This window comes from Serratia sp. Nf2, from assembly GCF_003028435.1.
In the GTDB taxonomy this organism is placed as follows: Bacteria; Pseudomonadota; Gammaproteobacteria; order Enterobacterales; family Enterobacteriaceae; genus Serratia; species Serratia marcescens_L.
Window position 1 is genome coordinate 15,974 of record NZ_PYTW01000004.1, and the last position, 19,151, is coordinate 35,124.

Below are 19,151 nucleotides of genomic sequence, written 5' to 3' on the forward strand. Positions count from 1 at the left end.
GTGCTCATGGATCTGGACGCCAACAATCAGCAGACGGGGGACATCCCCCGTCGCCGGGTTGCCTTACCGTTCGGATTCGTAAGCCAAAATGGCCGCAACCTCCGTGTTGCCCGATCGGATCCGCAGCTCACACAGCGTGCTGCGGGTTATCCATGCCAGTGATATTACCGTGGCACAAATAACCACCAATTTTAACAGGCTCCGTTTGTTCGGCATCATGCCTTCTTCTCCTTGCCTCGCGGCGGGTAAGAGGCTAACTTAACGTTGTCTGGCGTTAGAGTTGGCCTCGGGTTGATGGATATCGACTCGGGGCTTTTCTCTTTGTACCTTTCACGCAGGCTCCAGATACAAAGATCCAGAGCACCCGCGCGCAGTATATTCATCCTCCTCGCACTCCCGGTTCCTTTTCTCTGACTCAGTTTCATTTCTGCGCGGGGTTGCGCAAAGGCGTTGCAACGGAATGAAAGGGACGACGAGAGGCGCCAAATGAGCGGTTCGGGGCAAAAAAAAACGACCCCCATACGATGGGAGCCGCTTTTTCAGCGAGGAGTGGCCTGGTGTCAGGCGTGTTTCTTCGCCGCCTGCAGGTACAGCATCTCCAGGCCCAGGGTCGCCGCGGCCAGCGCGGTGATCTCGGACTGGTCATAGGCCGGCGCCACTTCCACCACGTCCATGCCGACGATGTTCAGCGACTGCATGCCGCGCACCAGTTTCAGCGCGCGATCGGAGGTCAGGCCGCCGATCACCGGCGTGCCGGTGCCCGGTGCGAACGCCGGATCCAGGCAGTCGATGTCGAAGGTCAGATACACCGGCATATCGCCGACGATGCCTTTGATCTGGGTCAGCAGGTCATCCACGCTGCGATCGTTCACCTGCGCGGCGTCCAGCACGGTAAAGCCGTTGTCATGATCGAACTCGGTGCGAATACCGATCTGCACCGAGTGGTGCGGATCGATCAGGCCTTCGTTCGGGGCATGATAGAACATGGTGCCATGGTCGAACTTGCTGCCGTTGGCGTAGGTATCGGTATGGGCGTCGAAGTGCACCAGCGCCAGCTTGCCGAAATGCTTGGCGTGCGCGCGCAGCAGCGGCAGAGTCACGAAGTGGTCGCCGCCGAACGAGAGCATGCGCTTACCGGCCTTCAGCAGTTTCTCCGCGTGCGCCTGCAGCTTGTCGCTCATGTCCTGCGCATCGCCGAAATTGAACACGATGTCGCCGCAGTCAACCACGTTCAGGCGATCGCGCAGATCGAAGCTCCACGGCCAACGGTTGCCTTCCCAGGCCAGGTTGGTGGACACCTGACGGATGGCCGCCGGGCCATGACGGCCGCCGGCGCGACCGGAGGTCGCCATGTCAAACGGAATGCCGGTGATGACCCACTCTGCATCGCTGTCGTAAGGCATGAAGTTCAGCGGAAAGCGCAGGAAACCAAAGGCGTTGGACACTAATGAATTATCGGACTGATGGCCTAAGGTACTCATAGTAAACCCTCGTAGTTCAACAAGTTGCCGGGCGCAGACGCCGGGCCGTTACAAAAAAAAATCCCTCCCGCGTCGTTAGCCCGACGAGAAAGGGATTGATACCCTGGATAATTGGAGTTGCATCAAGACGGCCAGGGCGGGAATCCCCAGGAGCTTACTCAAGTAAGTAACTGGGGTGAACGCACGCAGCCAACACAGAGGCTACTTCAAGTATGACGGGTAATTCGATGTTTGTTTCGGTGCTACCGATACGGCAGATTATGGCCGCATTTTGTTCATGCTTCAAGGGGGCCGACATTGCCCCCCTGAAGAGGGCGGTTACTCGTCTTCCAGATACGTATAACCGTACAGGCCGGCCTCAAACTCTTCCAGGAACTGCGCCTGCAGCTCGCTGTCCAGATCGGTTTCTTTGACCTGATCGCGGAACTTGGCCAGCAGCGCGCTCGGATCGAGCTGCACGTACTCCAGCATATCCGCCACGGTGTCGCCCTCGTCGGACAGCTCGGTCTCGACGCTGCCGTCCGGGAACACGTACACGTCAACCGAGGCGGTGTCGCCGAACAGGTTGTGCATGTTGCCGAGGATCTCTTGGTACGCACCGACCATGAAGAAGCCCAGCGCCGGCGGGTTCTCCGGATCGTACGGCGGCATCGGCATAGTGGTCGCCACGCCGTCGCCGTCGACATAGTGGTCAATAGTGCCATCGGAGTCACAGGTAATGTCCAGCAACACAGCACGGCCTTCCGGCGGTTTATCCAGCCCTTCCAGCGGCAGCACCGGGAACAGCTGATCGATACCCCAGGCATCCGGCATCGACTGGAACAGCGAGAAGTTGACGTAGAACTTGTCCGCCATGCGCTCTTGCAGTTCGTCGATGATTGGACGGTGCGCACGGTTGCTCGGATCGAGCTGCTGCTGGATCTTGTTGCAGATGTTCAGATACAGCTGCTCGGCCCAGGCGCGCTTGGTCAGATCCAGCATGCCGTGCGCGTATTGGGTATGTACGTCGTGCAAATCCATCTGGCTGTCGTGCAGCCATTCGCGCAGCGAGCGGCGGTTTTCCGGCTCGTTCATTTCCAGCCAGGTTTCCCACATGCTTTCCAGCGCGCGCGGCGCGTCGGCTTCCGGCGGCAGCGGTTCGCTGAACTCGTTGCGCTCGACGCCGATCACGTTGGAGACCAGCACCGTGTGGTGCGCGGTCACGGCGCGGCCGGACTCGGTGATCACCGTCGGGTGCGGCAGGCCGTGTTCGTTACAGGCGTCGCCGATGCCCCAAATCACGTTGTTGGCATATTCGTTCAGGCCATAGTTCACCGAGCAATCGGACTGCGAGCGGGTGCCTTCGTAGTCGACGCCCAATCCGCCGCCCACGTCGAAGCACTGAATGTTGACGCCCAGCTTGTGCAGTTCAACGTAGAAGCGCGCCGATTCGCGCACGCCGGTGGCGATATCGCGAATGTTGGCCAACTGCGAGCCCAGGTGGAAGTGCAGCAGCTGCAGGCTGTCGAGGCGGCCCGCTTCGCGCAGGGTTTCCACCAGCTTCAGCACCTGCACCGCCGCCAGGCCGAACTTGGATTTTTCGCCGCCGCTCGACTGCCATTTGCCGGAGCCTTGCGACGCCAGACGCGCACGCACGCCCAGACGCGGTATGACGTTCAGCCGTTCGGCTTCTTCCAGCACCAGGTTGATCTCGGACATCTTCTCGATCACCAGGTACACCTTGTGCCCCAGTTTTTCCCCGATCAGCGCCAGGCGAATGTATTCACGATCTTTATAGCCATTACAGACGATCACCGAGCGGGTCATGCCGGCATGCGCCAGCACCGCCATCAGCTCGGCCTTGGAGCCGGCTTCCAGCCCCAGCGGTTCGCCGGAGTTCACCAGCGACTCAATCACGCGGCGATGTTGGTTCACCTTGATCGGATACACCAGGAAATAGCCGCCCTGGTAGCCGAAGGACTCACGCGCGCGTTTGAACGCGGCGTTGATCGAGCGCAGGCGATGCTGAAGGATCTGCGGGAAGCAGAACAGCGCCGGCAAACGCTGCCCGTCTTGCTGGCGCGTTTTCACCAGTTCTGCCAGATCGACGCGCGCCTGCGGGACATCCGGGTCCGGGCACACGCTGATATGGCCCAGCTCGTTGACGTCATAGTAATTGTTGCCCCAGTAGGCGACGTTATAAGTACGCAGCATCTTGCTGGCATTACGATCATTCATGGCAACCTCCTGCATGGAGCGCAAAGATAAAGACTCGCCCGCAACCGGCGGACGGTGAATCAACAGATCATCAGACATGGTTCGCCTCACATTCCGCACTGACGAAACCGTCAGCCACTATCGCAGCTACAACCCGCGAGAACAACCCAACAAGCCGCGCCGGCGGCAGCGAAGAGAACTGCCGTTCGCGGTCAGCGATCGGTTTATCACTCATATAATTGTAAGACACCCTGTTCAAACCTCGTGAATCGGGCCAAGAAACATCCCACAGGAAGGCTGCAGGCTACCCTTGTTCAGTTCTTCAGACGACCGTTAGCCGGCCCGAGAATCCTGAGTAGCGGCCAAGTGTTTATCGCACCTGGTAAGTGACAGAGAGACAAGACGGGAAATAGCAGAAGAATGTGCGCCAGAACGGCACTGCTGTTGGGAACCCACAACCGGTAGACAACGGATCATTAATCCAACCACCTCCACGCACGCCGTTCGGAGTGAACGACCCAGCCTCTAAAATAGTGTAAGAACGTGACCGTTCGATGAAGCGGCGGCGCCACGGCGAACGCCCGCGACGGATAATAGCGCAACGCCGGCGAATGCAAAGCGGAAGTTTATCGCACCTTCCCCCACGCCAGACCGCCGTACTGTGCAGCAAATGAACCGCGCGCGCAGTTTATACCGGTAAGCAGGTGAAAAAGCAAAATGAAAATTCGCCGAAAACTGTTTCAAGCGATGAAAATGGCGCCAACCCGTTTGCGCAAAAGAGCGAAAGCGCAAAAAATTACTGGCAATCTGGCTAAACCCTGACCTAAAATAGACGTCCAGATGTTAATCCATCTATACTGGTTAACTGATAAACTGCTTAACGGCTTTGCCTGAGGGGCGTTGCAGGATGCATCTCGCGCCATCAGCGGAAGACCCTTCGCTTCGATGCCGGATCTCCAGCGCTGTGCAGTAATTTCTAACCCGTCTTATGCAAGGTACAGAACACAATGGCTAAACACCTCTTCACGTCCGAATCCGTCTCCGAAGGACATCCCGATAAAATCGCCGATCAGATCTCCGATGCCGTCCTCGACGCCATCCTGGAACAAGATCCGAAAGCGCGCGTCGCCTGCGAAACCTACGTGAAAACAGGCATGGTGCTGGTCGGCGGTGAAATCACCACCAGCGCCTGGGTCGATATCGAAGAGATCACCCGCAAGACCGTGCGCGAGATCGGCTACGTTCATTCGGACATGGGCTTTGACGCCAACTCCTGCGCAGTATTGAGCGCCATCGGCAAACAATCCCCGGACATCAATCAGGGCGTTGACCGTACCGATCCTCTCGAGCAGGGCGCCGGCGATCAGGGCTTGATGTTTGGCTACGCCACCAACGAAACCGACGTGCTGATGCCGGCCCCGGTGACCTACGCGCACCGTCTGGTGCAGCGCCAGTCCGAAGTGCGTAAAAACGGCACCCTGCCGTGGCTGCGTCCGGACGCGAAGAGCCAGGTGACCTTCCAGTACGACGACGGCAAAATCGTCGGCATCGACGCCGTGGTGCTGTCCACCCAGCATTCCGAAGATATCTCGCTGAAAGATCTGCAAGAAGCGGTGATGGAAGAGATCATCAAACCGGTCCTGCCGGCGGAATGGCTGACGGCAGGCACCAAATACCACATCAACCCGACCGGCCGTTTCGTCATCGGCGGCCCGATGGGCGACTGCGGCCTGACCGGCCGTAAGATCATCGTCGACACCTACGGCGGCATGGCGCGCCACGGCGGCGGCGCCTTCTCCGGTAAGGATCCGTCCAAGGTTGACCGTTCCGCGGCTTACGCGGCGCGCTACGTGGCGAAAAACATCGTCGCCGCCGGCCTGGCCGATCGCTGCGAGATCCAGGTGTCTTACGCTATCGGCGTAGCAGAACCGACTTCCATCATGGTGGAAACCTTCGGTACCGAGAAAGTGCCAACCGAACAGCTGACGCTGCTGGTGCGCGAATTCTTCGATCTGCGCCCATACGGCCTGATCCAGATGATGGATCTGCTGCAGCCGATCTACCGCGAAACCGCTGCCTACGGCCACTTCGGCCGCGAGCACTTCCCGTGGGAAGCGACCGACAAAGCCGCGCTGCTGCGCGATGCCGCCGGCCTGAAATAAGCCCCGACATCAACATGAAAACGGCGAGCCTGGGCTCGCCGTTTTTTTTTGAGCGGATGGGTGCTCCTGGATCAACGCATCGACTGCCGGCAAGCGGAGGCAAAGTCCCCGCCGCCGGGTTGCCTTACCGTTCGGATTCGTAAGCCAAAATGGCCGCAATCTCCGTAGTGCCCGCTCGGATCCGCAGCTCACACAGCGTGCTGCGGGTTATCCATGCCAGTGATATTACAGTGACACAAATAATCACCAGTTTTAACGGGCTGCGTTTGTTCGGCATCATGCCTTCTTCTCCTTGCCTCGCGGCGGGTAAGAGGCTAACTTAACGTTGTCGTGCGTTAGAGTAGGCCTCGGGTTGATGAATATCGACTCGGGGCTTTTCTCTTTGTATCTTTCGCAGAAGCTCCAGAGACAAAGATCCAGAGCACCCGCCCGCAGTATATTCATCTCACCGCCACGCCTCGTGTTCCTTTTCGCACGCAATATCGTTTTTGCTCACCCGTTCGCAGCCCCTTGCAACACCCTGAAAAATAAAAAAAGGCCCAGCGACGCTGAGCCTTTGATGACAGAAAAAGCACGGCCGAGACGCCGCTTACGACGTCTGCTTACGCAACAGATAAACGAAGTACGGCGCACCGATAAAGGTCGCCAATAACCCGGCGGGGATCTGATACGGGAACAGCAGCATCCGCCCGCACCAGTCGGCAAACACCATCAGCAAGCCGCCCAGCAGCGCGGCGATCACCATCTGCGGCAGCGCACGGCGGAAGCCCAACATGCGCGCCATGTGCGGCGCCATCAGCCCGACAAAGCTCAGCGGCCCTACGGTCAGGGTCGCCATCGCGGTCAGGGTGGCAGCCAGCAACAGAATGGCCAACCGCGCCGGCGTCAGCGCAATGCCCACCGAGCGGGCGGTGGCGCCGCCGAGCGGCAGGATGGTCAACCAACGGCGGCACAGCGGCGCCAATACCATCAATCCGGCGGCCACCAGCGCAGTGCGCAGCGCCTGCGCCGGCTCCACCGAATAGGTCGAACCGGAGAGCCAGGTCAGCAAGCCCCCCATACGCGGATCGCCGCTGGCCAACAGCAGGAAGATGACGGTGGTAAAGGCGGTGCTGAGCGCGATACCGGCCAGCAGCATACGTTCGGTCGAGAAACCGCCGCGGCCTGCGGCGATCATGATGATCAGCAACGTCGCGGCCGCCCCCAGGCTGCCGGCGGGCAGCAGCCATACGAAGGCGTCGCCCGGCACCATAAACAGCATCATCACGACGCCAAAAGCGGCACCGGAACTGATGCCCAACACTTCCGGGCTGGCCATTGGGTTGCCGGTCAATTTCTGGATCAGCGTGCCGGCGACCGCCAGCATCATGCCCGCCGCCAGCGCCGACAGCACGCGCGGCCAACGCCACGGCAGCAGAGCGTCCAGTTCTGTGCCCAGGCTCCAGTGCCAGCCGCCGGCATTTTTGCCCAGCATCAGCGCCAGCGTCAGGCCGATCAGCAGTACGAGGCCGCCCACCAGGATCCAGGTAGGCAGATTCCCACGTTCGGCAGGCACCTTGTCGCCGAGGTTCATCGGCGGCGGCGTAGCGGCGCTGCGCAGGCGCGGCAGTAGCCACAGCAGCAACGGCGCGCCGAACAGTGCGGTGGCCGCACCGGTCGGGATCTCGCGCCACACCTGCGTTACCCCGAGCATCACCTGATCGGTCAACCACAGCAACAGCGCCCCCAGCAACGGCGCCAGCATCATTCGGTGCGCCAGGCGGCGCGCGCCCAGCATCTTCGCCATCAGCGGCGCAAACAGGCCGATAAAGCCGATAACGCCCACCGCGCTCACCAGCATGGCGCTGAAGATAATGGCCACCCCCAAGGCGCAGAAGCGTGCCATCGACAGCCCCAGCCCCAGGTTGCGCGCTACGCCGTCGTCCAGCCCCAGCAGCGTCAGCGGGCGCAGCAACAGCGCCGCCAGCGCACCGGCCACCAGCAAGCGCGGCAGAATGAACTGCGCGGCGCTCCAGTCCTGTTGGTTCAACGCACCTGTGCCCCACAGGAACATGCCCTGCAGCTGATCGTAATGAAACAGCGCCAACAGGCTGTTGACCGCGCCGCAGTACAACCCCAGCACCAGCCCGGCCAGAATCAGCGTGACCGGCGACATCCGCTTGCCCCAGGCGACGCCGAACACCAGCCCGCCCACCACAATCGCACCCACCATAGCGGCCAGCTGGCGGGTGAATTCGCCCCCCGGCAGCACCCACAGCGTGGCGATGGTCAGGCCGAGCTGCGCGCCGGCGGCAACGCCGAGCGTCGACGGCTCCGCCAACGGATTGCGCAACACCTGCTGGAACAGGACGCCGACCAGCCCCAGACCGGCGCCGGCCAACAGCGACACCGTCAACCGCGGCAGCAGGCTGTAATGGAACAGCATTTGCCGCACGTCGTCGATGTCCGGCGCGCTGAGCGCCCGCGCCCAGTGCGCCGGCGGCAGCTGCTGCGCCAGGTTGTATATCGTCAGGCCACCTGCCGCCGCCAGCAACAGCAGGATCAGCGTCAGCGGTAATCTCCGGATGCCCGAATTCATGCCCCACTCTCCTGGGCCTGCGCCAACAGGCGGCAAAACCGCATCGTCGACAGCGTGGCGCCGTAGAACCACACCGCCGGCACCTGCCGCAGCTGGTTTTGCCGCACGAAGGGCAACGACTGCCATAACGGCGTCGCACTGACCTTATCCATCATCGCCTGATTGCCGTGATCGAGGTAGATGACCCGGGCGTTACGCACCGTGGCCAACCGTTCAATACCCACCACCGCCGTGCCCCAAAAGTCGGTTTGCTCCTGCCAGGCATTGCGAATGCCCAGTTGGTCCATCGCTTCCTGGAACAGGCTTTTCTGGCCGATGATCAACGCATGGCGCGTGTCGATCAGTGAAAACAACAGCAGCGGTTGCCGGGTGTAGCTTTGCAGGCGCTGACGCGCATCCTGCATAAAGCGGTCAAACTGCGCCAGGTGGTTTACCGCCCGGCTTTCGATGCCCAACCGCTGGCCCAGCGCCATCAGCGACTGGCGGGCGACGGTTAGCGGTTTGCCGCTGCCGTCGTTGAAGCCAAAGCTCATGGTTGGCGCGATGGGTTGGATTTTTCGCGGCGTCGGGCCATAGCCTTGCGACAGCAACACCAGCGAAGGCTGGAGCTGCTGCAGCAGTTCGAGGTTAGGTTCGGTGCGCTGACCAACGTCGACCACCGTCGCCGGCAGCTTCGGCTCCGCCACCCACAAGTTGTAGTTATGCACATCGGCCACCGCCAGCGGCGTCACGCCCAATGCCAACAGCAGCTCGATCGGCAGCCATTCCAGCGCCGCAACGCGCGCGATATCCGGCGGCGCATCCGCCGCTCGGCCGGGCAACGAGCCCAACAGCGGCGACAGCGCCAGCGCCATCAACAAACGGCGGCGCAGCGGATCGTGAGAAGAAGTGAATGCAGAAGACATCAGTAGACAAAACTCACCGGCGCGCCACCGCTCGGGTGTGGCAACGTGCCCATAGGAATACCGTAAATTTGCTCTAGCACCGGCCCCTGCATCAGTTCCAGCGGGCCGCCCTGGGCGATCATTTCCCCGCCGCGCAGCGCCACCAGATGGTCGCAGTAGCGTGCCGCCATGTTGATGTCGTGCAGCACGGCGATCACCGTGAGATCGCGTTCGCGGCTCAAACGCTGGATGAGCGCCAGCACCTCGACCTGGTGCGCGATGTCCAGCGCCGACGTCGGTTCGTCAAGCAGCAGGCAGCGGCTGTCCTGCGCCACCATCATCGCCAGCCAGGCGCGTTGGCGCTCGCCGCCGGACAGGCTGTCCACCAGGCGGTTGGCGAACGGCTTCAGCCCCACCAGTGAAATGGCCTCTTCGACCAATTGGCGATCGTTGGCACCAAAACGCCCCAGCGCGCCGTGCCACGGATAGCGGCCGACGGCCACCAGCTCGCGCACCGTCATGCCTTCCGCCGCCGGCAACTGCTGCGGCAGGTAAGCCACCTGGCGGGCGAAGGATTTGCTGTCCCACTGCGCCAACGGCTGCTGATTGAGCAAGACCTGACCGCTGCTGGGGGCATGGTGCCGCCCGAGCAGTTTCAACAGGGTGGATTTACCTGAACCGTTATGGCCGATCAGGCCGCAGACGTTGCCCTGGGGAAAACTGAGCGACAGCGGTTGCAACAGCACCCGGCCGGGGACGGCGAAGCTGGCGTTATCCAGCGCGAAGGTCGCGCCGGGATTAAGAAGTTTGTCCTGCATAGATCCTGCTTTGTCCGGGACGACGCAGCGCCGCCCCGGCTATCCGGTTAGAAACGGAAGGTTGCGGTGGCGACCACCTGGCGTTCTGCGCCCCAGTAGCAGGCGTAATCGCGGTAGCAGCTCGACACGTAGGTCTTGTCGAACAGGTTATTGATGTTGACGCCCACGGACGAGCCCGGCAGGCCAAAGCGCGCCAGATCGTATTTAATGGTCGCGTCCACCAGCGTGTAGTCCGGCACCTTGAAGGTGGTGTTATCGCTGTTGAAGCTCGAGCTGGAGCCAACGTAACGCACGCCGGAACCCAGCGTCAGGCCGCTCACCGCCGTTTCGTGGAAGGTGTAATCCGCCCACAGCGAAGCCATGTGTTTCGGCACCTCGACGGTCGGTTTGCCCTGATAGGTATTGTCCTTGGTGTACTTCGCATCGGTATAGGTATAGGAGGCGATCAGGTTGACGTTGGCATTCAACGCCGCCTTGGCTTCCAGCTCCACGCCGCGCGAACGGATCTCGCCGCTCTGCACGCTGAACTGCGCGTTATCCGGATCCGGCGTCAGGTTGTTGTTCTTGGTCAACTGATACAGCGCGCCGGTCAGCACGATTGGGCGATCCTTCGGCACGTATTTCACGCCGGCTTCATACTGCTTGCCGATCGAGGGCTTAAAGGTCTGGCCATTGATTGACGTATCTAGGGTCGGTTCAAACGATTCGCTGTAGCTGAAATACGGCGTCACGCCGTTGTCGAACAGGTAATTCAGGCCGCCGCGCCAGGTGAATTGCCCATCGGAGCGTTCGTTGGTGTACCCGAGAACGCGGTTATTGGCCGACGTTTTCGCCCAGTCATAGCGCCCGCCCAGCGTCAACAGCCACTGGTTCCACTCCCCTTGTTCCTGCACATACAGGCCGGTTTGCTCCTGGCGATTCAAGTATTTGTATGGGAAGTTGATATTGACCACGTCATTGCCATACTGCGGCTGGGTCATGCTCAGGCCATCTGCGGAACCATAGTCAGAATTGATATCGTTGCGCATACGCGAATAATCTACGCCAAACAACAGTGTATGGTCGATATCGCCGGTTTTCACCTTCGCCTGCGCCTGAGTATCAACCGCAAAATTGTTCAGATGCTCTTTCGACTGAACGTAAGCGCGATTGATCGTCGTCGGTGATGACAAGCCGAATCCGTAGATGCTCTTCATATCGGTGTCCACCTGCATATAACGCAGGTTCTGTCGCACCGCCCAGGTATCGTTGAAGGCATGTTCGAAACTGTACCCGATCATCCGCTGCTTGCGCGCCATATAGTTGCTGGCTTCGCCTTCGTTGAAATCGGTCGGCAGTTTGCTACCGTCCGGCAACGGGATCAGCGTGCCCTGCTTCGGCAACCAGCCGTAATAACCGGTATAGGGATCGTTTTGAATGTTGGCCAACAGCGTGAAGTTGGTTTTGTCATCCGGACGCCAGCTAAAGGACGGCGCGATCGCATAGCGCTTCTCTTTGCTCATGGTCTGCTGCGTATCGCTGTCTTTCGCCAGGCCGGTCAGGCGGTAAGAATAGATACCCTGATCGTCCAGCGCGTCGCTGAAATCGAAACCGGTCTGGAACAGATTATCGGTGCCCATTTTGAACTGGATTTCGCGCAGCGGCTCGGTGGTTGGCCGCTTGCTGACCATCGAGACCAAACCGCCCGGATTGCTTTTGCCGTACAGCACCGAGACCGGGCCGCGCAGCAGCTCGGCGCGCTCGAGGAAATAAGGATCGATGGACGCTTCGCTATAGTTGTCGCCCAACAACCGCAGACCATCCAGATACTGGGTGGTGTTGGTGGCCGGGAAGCCGCGGATCGCCACCGCGTCATAGGTCGTGGAACTGCCGCGGCTGGCGAATACGCCCGGCGCATAGGCCAGCGCGCCTTTCACCGTATCCGGCTGCCGCATGTCCATCTCTTCACGCGTTACCACGGAAACGGACTGCGGGTTCTTTTCGATTGGCGTATCGGTCTTGGTACCGGTGGCGCTGCGCTTGGCGACATAGGTGCCGACCGGCCCCCAGGCGCTTTCCTGCTGGGCGGTATTGCTGCCGCCCACAACGGTAATCGTGTCTTCCTTGGCGTCGGCGGAGAAAGCCGGCATCGCCAACGTGCCCAGCGCCGCAGCGACGGTGAGCGCTAACGCGCTGGCAGGGGTACGGCTCAGCTTGGCCGCGGATGATGAAAGACGCTTGGTCGGCATAGTTGATTTCTCTGATGAATTATTAAATGACGAATGTAAACGATAATAATTATTATAAGCGTCGCATTTTATGCAGAAGCCAAATTAAACTGCAAGCCGAATTCATAGGGCAAATAGGTTAAGGATTAGGCGCTTAGCCTTGCACTTAGCAGGGAAATAAAACGAGCAGAAAAATAAAAAAGCCCGCAACCAAGGTTACGGGCTTAATAACAAAGAAAAAATTTTCACCGGGGCCGACGCCCCGGTAGCGATTACTGGCCGAACATATCCTTGATCCAGCCGGCGACGCCATCGCCATCTTTTTGCTCACCCGCCGCCGGTTGCTGCTGTTGCTGCACCGCCGCCTGGCTGGCCTGACACAATCCCTGCGGATTGTCGGTCCAGACCGGGATGGTGCGCCAGCTGCTGCCGCCGCAGATAAAGTTGCCGGCAGAGTCGATGCTCATCTGGTTAATGCCTTCCGGCGGCTGCAGCATCAGCGGCAGCGGCGTCTGGTTTTCCAGATAACGGCGATACAGGGTCAAGGCGCCGTTGGCGCCGGTCAGCTTGGCCGGGCCGTTGTTGTCGCGCCCTACCCAGGCGATCGCCACTTCCTTGCCGTCGATGCCGGCGAACCAGCTGTCGCGCAGATCGTTGGTGGTACCAGTTTTCGCCGCCAGGTTGTAGTTCGGGAACTTCACCGACAGCGAACGGGAAGTCCCGCGCGCCACGCCCTGTTGCATCGCGTACAGCGTCAGGTAAGCGGCCTGCGCCGGCACCATGCGTTCCGCCTGCGGGAAGCTCTGGTACAGCACCGTGCCGTCTTCGGCGATCACCGAACGCACCGCCGACAGCGGCGCACGGTTGCCGCCGCTGGCGATGGTCTGGTACTCCTGCGCGACTTCCATCGGCGTCAGGCCGATCGCCCCCAGCAGCATCGACGGCACCGGGTTGATCTCCGCTTTCGGGATGCCCAGGCGTTGCAGCGTGGCGCTGATCTGATCCAGCCCGACCGACAGGCCGAGGTTCACCGTCGGCACGTTCAGCGAGTTAGCCAACGCATCCACCAGCATCACCTGACCGCGGAATTTGCGATCATAGTTGTTCGGCTGCCAGACGGCGCCGTTCGGCTGTTTCAGCGACAGCGGCGCATCCGCCAGCCAGGTGTTGAGGCGGTATTTATCCGGTTCGGACAGCGCGGTCAGGTACGTCGGCGGTTTGGCCAGCGAGCCGACCAGGCGGCGCGCCTGCATCGCGCGGTTGAAGCCGGCGAACTGCGGGTTGGCGCCGCCGACCATGGCGCGCACTTCACCGCTGAAGCGATCGACGATCACCATCGCCGCCTCCAGATCCTGCAGATGACGCGCGGCGCGCAGCGCCGGGATGCCGTCTTCGACCGCTTTTTCCGCCGCGTCTTGCGACACCGGATCCAGCGTGGTGAAGATCTTCACGCCGGACAGATCATTCACCTTATCGCCGAGCTTGCTCTGCAGTTCCTGACGCACCATCTGCATAAACGCCGGCTGTGGCGTAATGACGCCGCCTTTCGGCTGCACGCCCAGCGGGCGTGCGCTCAGCATGTCATACAGCTCGCCGTCGATCACGCCCTGGTTCTGCAGCAGTTTGAGCACCAGGTTGCGGCGTTCCAGCGCCAGCTTCGGGTTACGCCACGGGTTGTACAGCGACGCGCCCTTGACCATGCCGACCAGCAGCGCCTGCTGATCGAGGCTCAGCTCGTCCACCGGACGGCCGAAGTAATACAGGCTGGCCAATGGGAAACCGCGGATCTGGTCGCTGCCGCTCTGACCGAGGTACACCTCGTTCAGATACAGCTCCAGAATGCGGTCCTTGCTGTAACGGTAATCCACCAGCAGCGCCATATAGGCTTCGTTGGCCTTACGCCACAGCGAACGCTCGTTGGTCAGGAACAGGTTCTTCACCAGCTGCTGCGTCAGGGTACTGCCGCCTTGCACCGCACGACCGGCGGTCAGGTTGGCCAGCACCGCACGGCCGATGGAGTATGGGCTGATGCCGTCATGCTCATAGAAGTGGCGGTCTTCCGTGGCGATCAACGTATCCACCAACAGATCCGGGAAACCGGAGCGCGGCACGAACAGGCGCTGTTCACCGTTCGGCGACTGCAGCATGGTGATAAGACGCGGATCGAGGCGGAAGAAGCCGAAGCTGCGGCCGCTGTCCAGGTTTTCGATCTTCGCCAGACGGTTGTTCTGGAAATCGAGACGGGCGCGGATCTGCCCTTCTTTACCATCCGGGAAGTCGAACGGGCGGCGCAGCATCTCGATGCTGTTGGCCTGCACGGTGAATTCGCCCGGTCGCGTCATGCGGCTGACCTGGCGATACTGCATGCCTTCCAGCAGGTTGACCATCTCCTTCTTGCTGTACGGCATGCCCGGTTCCAGGTTGACCATGCGGCCGTACACCGCCGCCGGCAACTGCCAGACTTTGCCGTCGATGCGGCTGCGGATCTGCGAATCCAGATAGACGCCATAGATCGCCAACAGCACGGCGAGCACCAGGATCAGTTTGATTATCAGGCCAAGCCAGCGGCGTTTTTTACGCGGCGGAGTCGCTTTTACCTTACGCGGCATGCGTTCCTCCTCCTCTTCATACTCATCATCGTCATACTCGTCTTCTTCGTAATCGTCATAATCGTCGTCTCGGCGACGGCGCGGCGGCTTGCGCGACGCGGTGTTTTTTGGTTGTTTTCCTTTGCGCCCGATGGGCTCGCGGTCATCCCCAGCCATGGCTGTTGTTCTCCGAGCTTGCCGACACTGCCGGCCATGATTAGTCGCTTAATCTGTGCCTACGCCGCAGCGCTGACCAGAAGAAACATCTGAATTCCAAACCTTGAATGATCGCGACCTACTGATATTTCTTCGTTCGGCGCGTCGGTACCGCCGTGGCCGGATCGTCCGGCCAAACGTGTTTCGGATAGCGGCCCTTCATCTCTTTTTGCACCTCGCGGTAGGCGCCTTGCCAGAAGGCCGCCAGATCGCCGGTGATTTGCAACGGCCGGTGCGCCGGTGAGAGTAACTCAAGCACCACCGGGATGCGACCCTCCGCCAACATCGGGCTGCGCTGCTCGCCGAACACCTCCTGCAAACGCACCGCCAGCGCCGGCGGTTTGCCGGCCTCATAACGGATCGGCAGGCGGCTACCGGTCGGCACAGTGTAATGAGTGGGTAGCGCATTATCCAGCCGCTGCTTTTGCTGCCAGTCCAGCAGGCGGGACAGCGCCTCGGCGATGTTGACCTGCTTCAAGCCGCGCAGATCGCGAACGCCGTTCAGCGACGGCAACAGCCACTGCTCAAGCGCCGCCAGCAGCGGCTCTTCATCCATCGCCGGCCATTCCGCCTCCGGCAACCAGGCTTGCGCGCACTGCAGGCGCACCCGCAATTGTTCGGCGGCCCCCTCCCAGTTGAGTACCGCCAGCCCCTGCGCGCGCACCCAGTCGAGCAGCGCCTGCTGCAGCTCTTCGTCCGCCGGTTTGGCCAGCGGTTGGGCGCGCAGCGTCAGACGGCCGATCTGCTGGCGCTTCCAGGCGCGCAACGTGCCCTTCTCTTCATCCCACTCCACCACAGTGCGCTGCGTGACGATCGCCGGCAGCTGCGCCGCCAGCGCTTCGATGTCCACCGGCAGCGCCAGCAGGATACGCGCATCGGGGCTGTTGTGGCCCTGCAACAGGCTGGGGACGATAAGCCAGGGTGCACGCGACAGCGCCTCGTCCTGGTTCATCGCCGCCCCCATGCCGTTAGCCAGCAGGTAGCGGCCATCCTGCCCACGCCGCTGGGCGATACGATCGGTAAATGCCTGCGCCAACAGGCGCGGCGCCAGATCGACGTCGACTTGCCCCGCTCGTTGCGGCAGGCGTTTGGCCAACTGCACGGCGCGCTGCCGCCAGTTTGGTTGCGGGCGGCTCAGCCAGTAGCCGATATCCATCTGCCCACCGCGCGGCGGTTCTTCCAGCAATGCCGCCAGCAACGCCGCCGTCGCCAGGCCGTCGGCACTCAGCGCCGCGCCGGTGACCAGCATCGCCGCCAACCGCGGCTCGCATCCCAGCGCGGCCATCTGGCGCCCCGGTGCGGTGAGTTTGTCACCGTCATCCGTGGCCCCCAGCCGGTGCAGCAACGCCCTGGCCGCCGCCAATGCGGCGGCAGGAGGCGCATCCAGCCAGGTCAGCTGCGCCGGATCGTGGCATCCCCACTGCAGCAACTCGAGCCAGAAGCCGGTGAGATCGCTCTGTAAAATGTCCGGTTCGGCGTGTTCCGCCGCGCGCTCTGCCTGTTCTTTGGCGAACAGATGCCAGCAAATGCCCGGCTCCAGGCGCCCGGCGCGCCCGGCACGCTGTACCATCGAGGCCTGACTGATGCGCTGCGTCACCAGCCGCGTCAAACCATTGCGCACGTCGTAGCGCGCCACGCGCTCCAGACCGCTGTCCACCACCAGCCGAATGCCCTCGATCGTCAGGCTGGTTTCGGCGATGTTGGTCGCCAGCACCACCTTGCGGCGGCTAGGTGCCGCCGGCTGAATCGCTTTTTGCTGCTGCGCCAAAGGCAAAGCGCCATACAGCGGGCAAAGATCGGTATCGCTCGCCACCTCGCCGGTCAATCGCTCCAGCACCCGATGGATCTCCGCCACGCCCGGCAGGAACAGCAGCAAAGATCCCGGCTGTTCGGCCAACAGGCGCTTCACCGCCGCCGCTACGCCATCCTCCAGCCGCTGATGGCTGGCCAACGACTGATACAGACGCTCAACCGGGAAGCTGCGCCCCTCGGACACCACCACCGGCGCTTCCGGCAGCAGCTGCGACAGGCGAGCATTGTCCAGGGTGGCCGACATGATCAGCAGTTTCAGATCGTCGCGCAGCCCTTGCTGCACGTCGAGCAGCAGCGCCAGCGCCAGATCGGCCTGCAGGCTGCGTTCGTGGAACTCATCGAGGATCACCAACGACACGCCCTGCAGCTCGGCGTCCTGCTGCAGCATGCGGGTGAGTATGCCTTCCGTCACCACTTCCAGCCGGGTTTGCGACCCGCTTTTACTTTCGGCGCGCATGCGGTAGCCCACGGTCTGGCCGGGCTCCTCCCCCAGTTGCTGCGCCAGGCGATAGGCGACGTTTTTCGCCGCCAGCCGCCGCGGCTCCAGCATGATAATACGCCCCGGCAACCCGGCCTTAGCCAGGATCTGCAGCGGCAGCCAGGTGGATTTACCGGCGCCGGTCGGGGCGTGCAACAGCACCTGAGGAGCGGACTGCAATGCAGCCAGCAACTCATCAAGCACCGCGCTGACGGGCAATGAAGACACTGAGCTCTCCGTGGTGGTTAACGTTAAACGGCGTACAGTGTAGCATTAGCTTTGTCCCCGTAGCCTTTCAAACTGCGGCGGCGTTAGCTATAGTACGGAGCTCGTCCATGCGTCCCGCTTCGCGCGAGACCGCTGCAAGTCGCATTCAAATCTGTTCCTGACGAATTTGTCCCGACGGATTTGTCATTATTTACCGAGCCCCCATGTCCAATTCGCGCCGCCTGTTTTTCGCCCTGTCCTTGCCTGATGCCCTGCAACAGCAGGTGATCCGCTGGCGCGCCGAGGCGTTTGCGCCAGAGGCCGGTCGACCGGTGGCGGCGGCTAATTTGCACCTGACGCTGGCGTTTCTCGGCGAGGTCACCGCGCAGAAAGAACTGGCGCTGCGCAAACTGGCTGGCCGCATCGTTCAACCCGGCTTCAGCATGCGGCTCGACGATCTCGGCCATTGGCCGCGCCCCGGCGTGGTCTGGCTTGGCACCCGCCGCGCGCCGCGCGGGCTGCTGCAGCTGGCCGAGCTGCTGCGTTCGCAGGCCGCCCGCAACGGCTGCCATCAAAGCGCGCTGCCGTTCCATCCGCACATCACGCTGCTGCGCGCCGCCACCCAGCCGGTGGCGATCCCGCCGGCGACGCCGGGCTGGGCGTTCAGCGCCGATGCCTTTTCCTTATATGAGTCGGTGTTCGAAAACGGCCGCACCCGCTATCAACACCTCGAACAGTGGCCGCTGGCCAAGCAGGCATCCGCATGATTTTCTCTCCACCGCTGCGTTCCGCCACGCTGATCAAACGTTACAAACGCTTTCTGGCGGACGTGATCACCCCGGAAGGGGAAACCTTTACGCTGCACTGCGCCAATACCGGCGCCATGACCGGCTGCGCCACGCCCGGCGACACCGTTTGGTACTCCACCTCGGACAATCCCAAGCGCAAATACGCCCACAGCTGGGAGTTGACCCATACCCAACAGGGGCACTGGATCTGCGTCAATACCCTGCGCGCCAACGCGCTGGTGCGTGAGGCCATTGAACACAATTTAATCAATGAATTATCCGGTTACAGTAAAATCAGCGGCGAAGTGAAATACGGCGGTGAAAACAGCCGTATCGATTTGTTATTACAGGCAGAAAATCGGGTTAACTGCTATATTGAAGTTAAGTCAGTCACATTACTGCAACAACAACGTGGTTACTTTCCTGATGCGGTAACGCTCAGAGGGCAAAAGCACCTGCGTGAGTTGCTCAGCGTGGTTGAAAGCGGGCAACGGGCGGTGTTGTTCTTTGCCGTGTTACACAGCGGTATTGAGCAGGTCGCACCGGCACATCATATAGATGAGCGCTATGCGGCGCTGTTGGCACAGGTCCGGCAGTTGGGAGTGGAAGTGGTTTGCTACGGGGCAAAATTATCACCTGACGGTATTTATCTCTGCGATAAGCTGCCGTTTTTTATCGATTAGCGCAGTCGGGTCCCTATAAATAGACAACCGGCCAGCACGATCGCCAAATACGC

The 19,151-nt window shown here is 61.3% G+C and carries 13 protein-coding genes; 3 read left to right on the forward strand and 10 right to left on the reverse strand.

Annotation, left to right across the window (positions count from 1 at the left end; genetic code table 11):
- Window positions 1-63: 63 nt before the first annotated feature.
- The 3 genes from C9411_RS10360 to speA all read right to left on the reverse strand — a co-directional run bounded on the left by C9411_RS10360 (window position 64) and on the right by speA (window position 3,776).
- A complete protein-coding gene (locus tag C9411_RS10360) occupies window positions 64-216 on the reverse strand; it encodes a Hok/Gef family protein (RefSeq protein ID WP_033638576.1) in 153 nt (50 codons plus the stop codon).
- Between the two features lie 344 nt (window positions 217-560).
- Window positions 561-1,481, reverse strand: a complete 921-nt coding sequence (gene speB / locus C9411_RS10365) for an agmatinase (protein WP_004937606.1) — start codon at window positions 1,479-1,481, stop codon at window positions 561-563.
- 318 nt (window positions 1,482-1,799) lie between these two features.
- Window positions 1,800-3,776: a biosynthetic arginine decarboxylase gene (speA, locus tag C9411_RS10370; protein WP_055311965.1), complete on the reverse strand. Its 1,977-nt coding sequence runs from the start codon at window positions 3,774-3,776 to the stop codon at window positions 1,800-1,802.
- Window positions 3,777-4,684: 908 nt separating this feature from the next.
- Here speA and metK point away from each other — a divergent pair.
- Entirely contained in the window at window positions 4,685-5,839 is a 1,155-nt protein-coding gene (gene metK, locus C9411_RS10385) for a methionine adenosyltransferase (RefSeq protein WP_016926681.1), read from the forward strand.
- A gap of 124 nt (window positions 5,840-5,963) precedes the next feature.
- Here metK and C9411_RS10390 read toward each other — a convergent pair whose 3' ends face one another.
- The 7 genes from C9411_RS10390 to hrpB all read right to left on the reverse strand — a co-directional run bounded on the left by C9411_RS10390 (window position 5,964) and on the right by hrpB (window position 17,648).
- Window positions 5,964-6,116 (reverse strand): Hok/Gef family protein, encoded by a 153-nt coding sequence (locus C9411_RS10390; protein ID WP_199200126.1) that lies wholly within the window; start codon window positions 6,114-6,116, stop codon window positions 5,964-5,966.
- Window positions 6,117-6,428: 312 nt separating this feature from the next.
- Complete coding sequence (gene fhuB, locus C9411_RS10395; protein WP_063988736.1) at window positions 6,429-8,417, reverse strand: Fe(3+)-hydroxamate ABC transporter permease FhuB; 1,989 nt, start codon at window positions 8,415-8,417, stop codon at window positions 6,429-6,431.
- Entirely contained in the window at window positions 8,414-9,322 is a 909-nt protein-coding gene (gene fhuD, locus C9411_RS10400; RefSeq protein ID WP_063988735.1) for a Fe(3+)-hydroxamate ABC transporter substrate-binding protein FhuD, read from the reverse strand. The genes fhuB and fhuD overlap by 4 nt, the downstream gene beginning before the upstream one ends.
- Entirely contained in the window at window positions 9,322-10,119 is a 798-nt protein-coding gene (gene fhuC / locus C9411_RS10405; RefSeq protein ID WP_107227016.1) for a Fe3+-hydroxamate ABC transporter ATP-binding protein FhuC, read from the reverse strand. The genes fhuD and fhuC overlap by 1 nt, the downstream gene beginning before the upstream one ends.
- Before the next feature lie 47 nt (window positions 10,120-10,166).
- On the reverse strand, window positions 10,167-12,347 hold the full coding sequence (gene fhuA / locus C9411_RS10410; RefSeq protein WP_107227017.1) for a ferrichrome porin FhuA: 2,181 nt from the start codon (window positions 12,345-12,347) through the stop codon (window positions 10,167-10,169).
- Between the two features lie 251 nt (window positions 12,348-12,598).
- Window positions 12,599-15,091, reverse strand: a complete 2,493-nt coding sequence (gene mrcB, locus C9411_RS10415) for a bifunctional glycosyl transferase/transpeptidase (RefSeq protein ID WP_063988732.1) — start codon at window positions 15,089-15,091, stop codon at window positions 12,599-12,601.
- Between the two features lie 118 nt (window positions 15,092-15,209).
- A complete protein-coding gene (hrpB, locus tag C9411_RS10420; protein ID WP_199200125.1) occupies window positions 15,210-17,648 on the reverse strand; it encodes an ATP-dependent helicase HrpB in 2,439 nt (812 codons plus the stop codon).
- A 203-nt stretch (window positions 17,649-17,851) separates the two neighbouring features.
- Here hrpB and thpR point away from each other — a divergent pair, with 203 nt between their 5' ends.
- Both thpR and sfsA read left to right on the forward strand, forming a co-directional pair.
- Window positions 17,852-18,394 carry an RNA 2',3'-cyclic phosphodiesterase gene (thpR, locus tag C9411_RS10425; RefSeq protein WP_060422688.1) on the forward strand — a complete coding sequence of 181 codons (543 nt, stop codon included), beginning with the start codon at window positions 17,852-17,854 and terminating at the stop codon, window positions 18,392-18,394.
- Window positions 18,391-19,098 (forward strand): DNA/RNA nuclease SfsA, encoded by a 708-nt coding sequence (gene sfsA, locus C9411_RS10430; RefSeq protein WP_004937572.1) that lies wholly within the window; start codon window positions 18,391-18,393, stop codon window positions 19,096-19,098. Before thpR ends, sfsA begins: the two co-directional genes overlap by 4 nt.
- The last annotated feature ends 53 nt before the right edge of the window (window positions 19,099-19,151 follow it).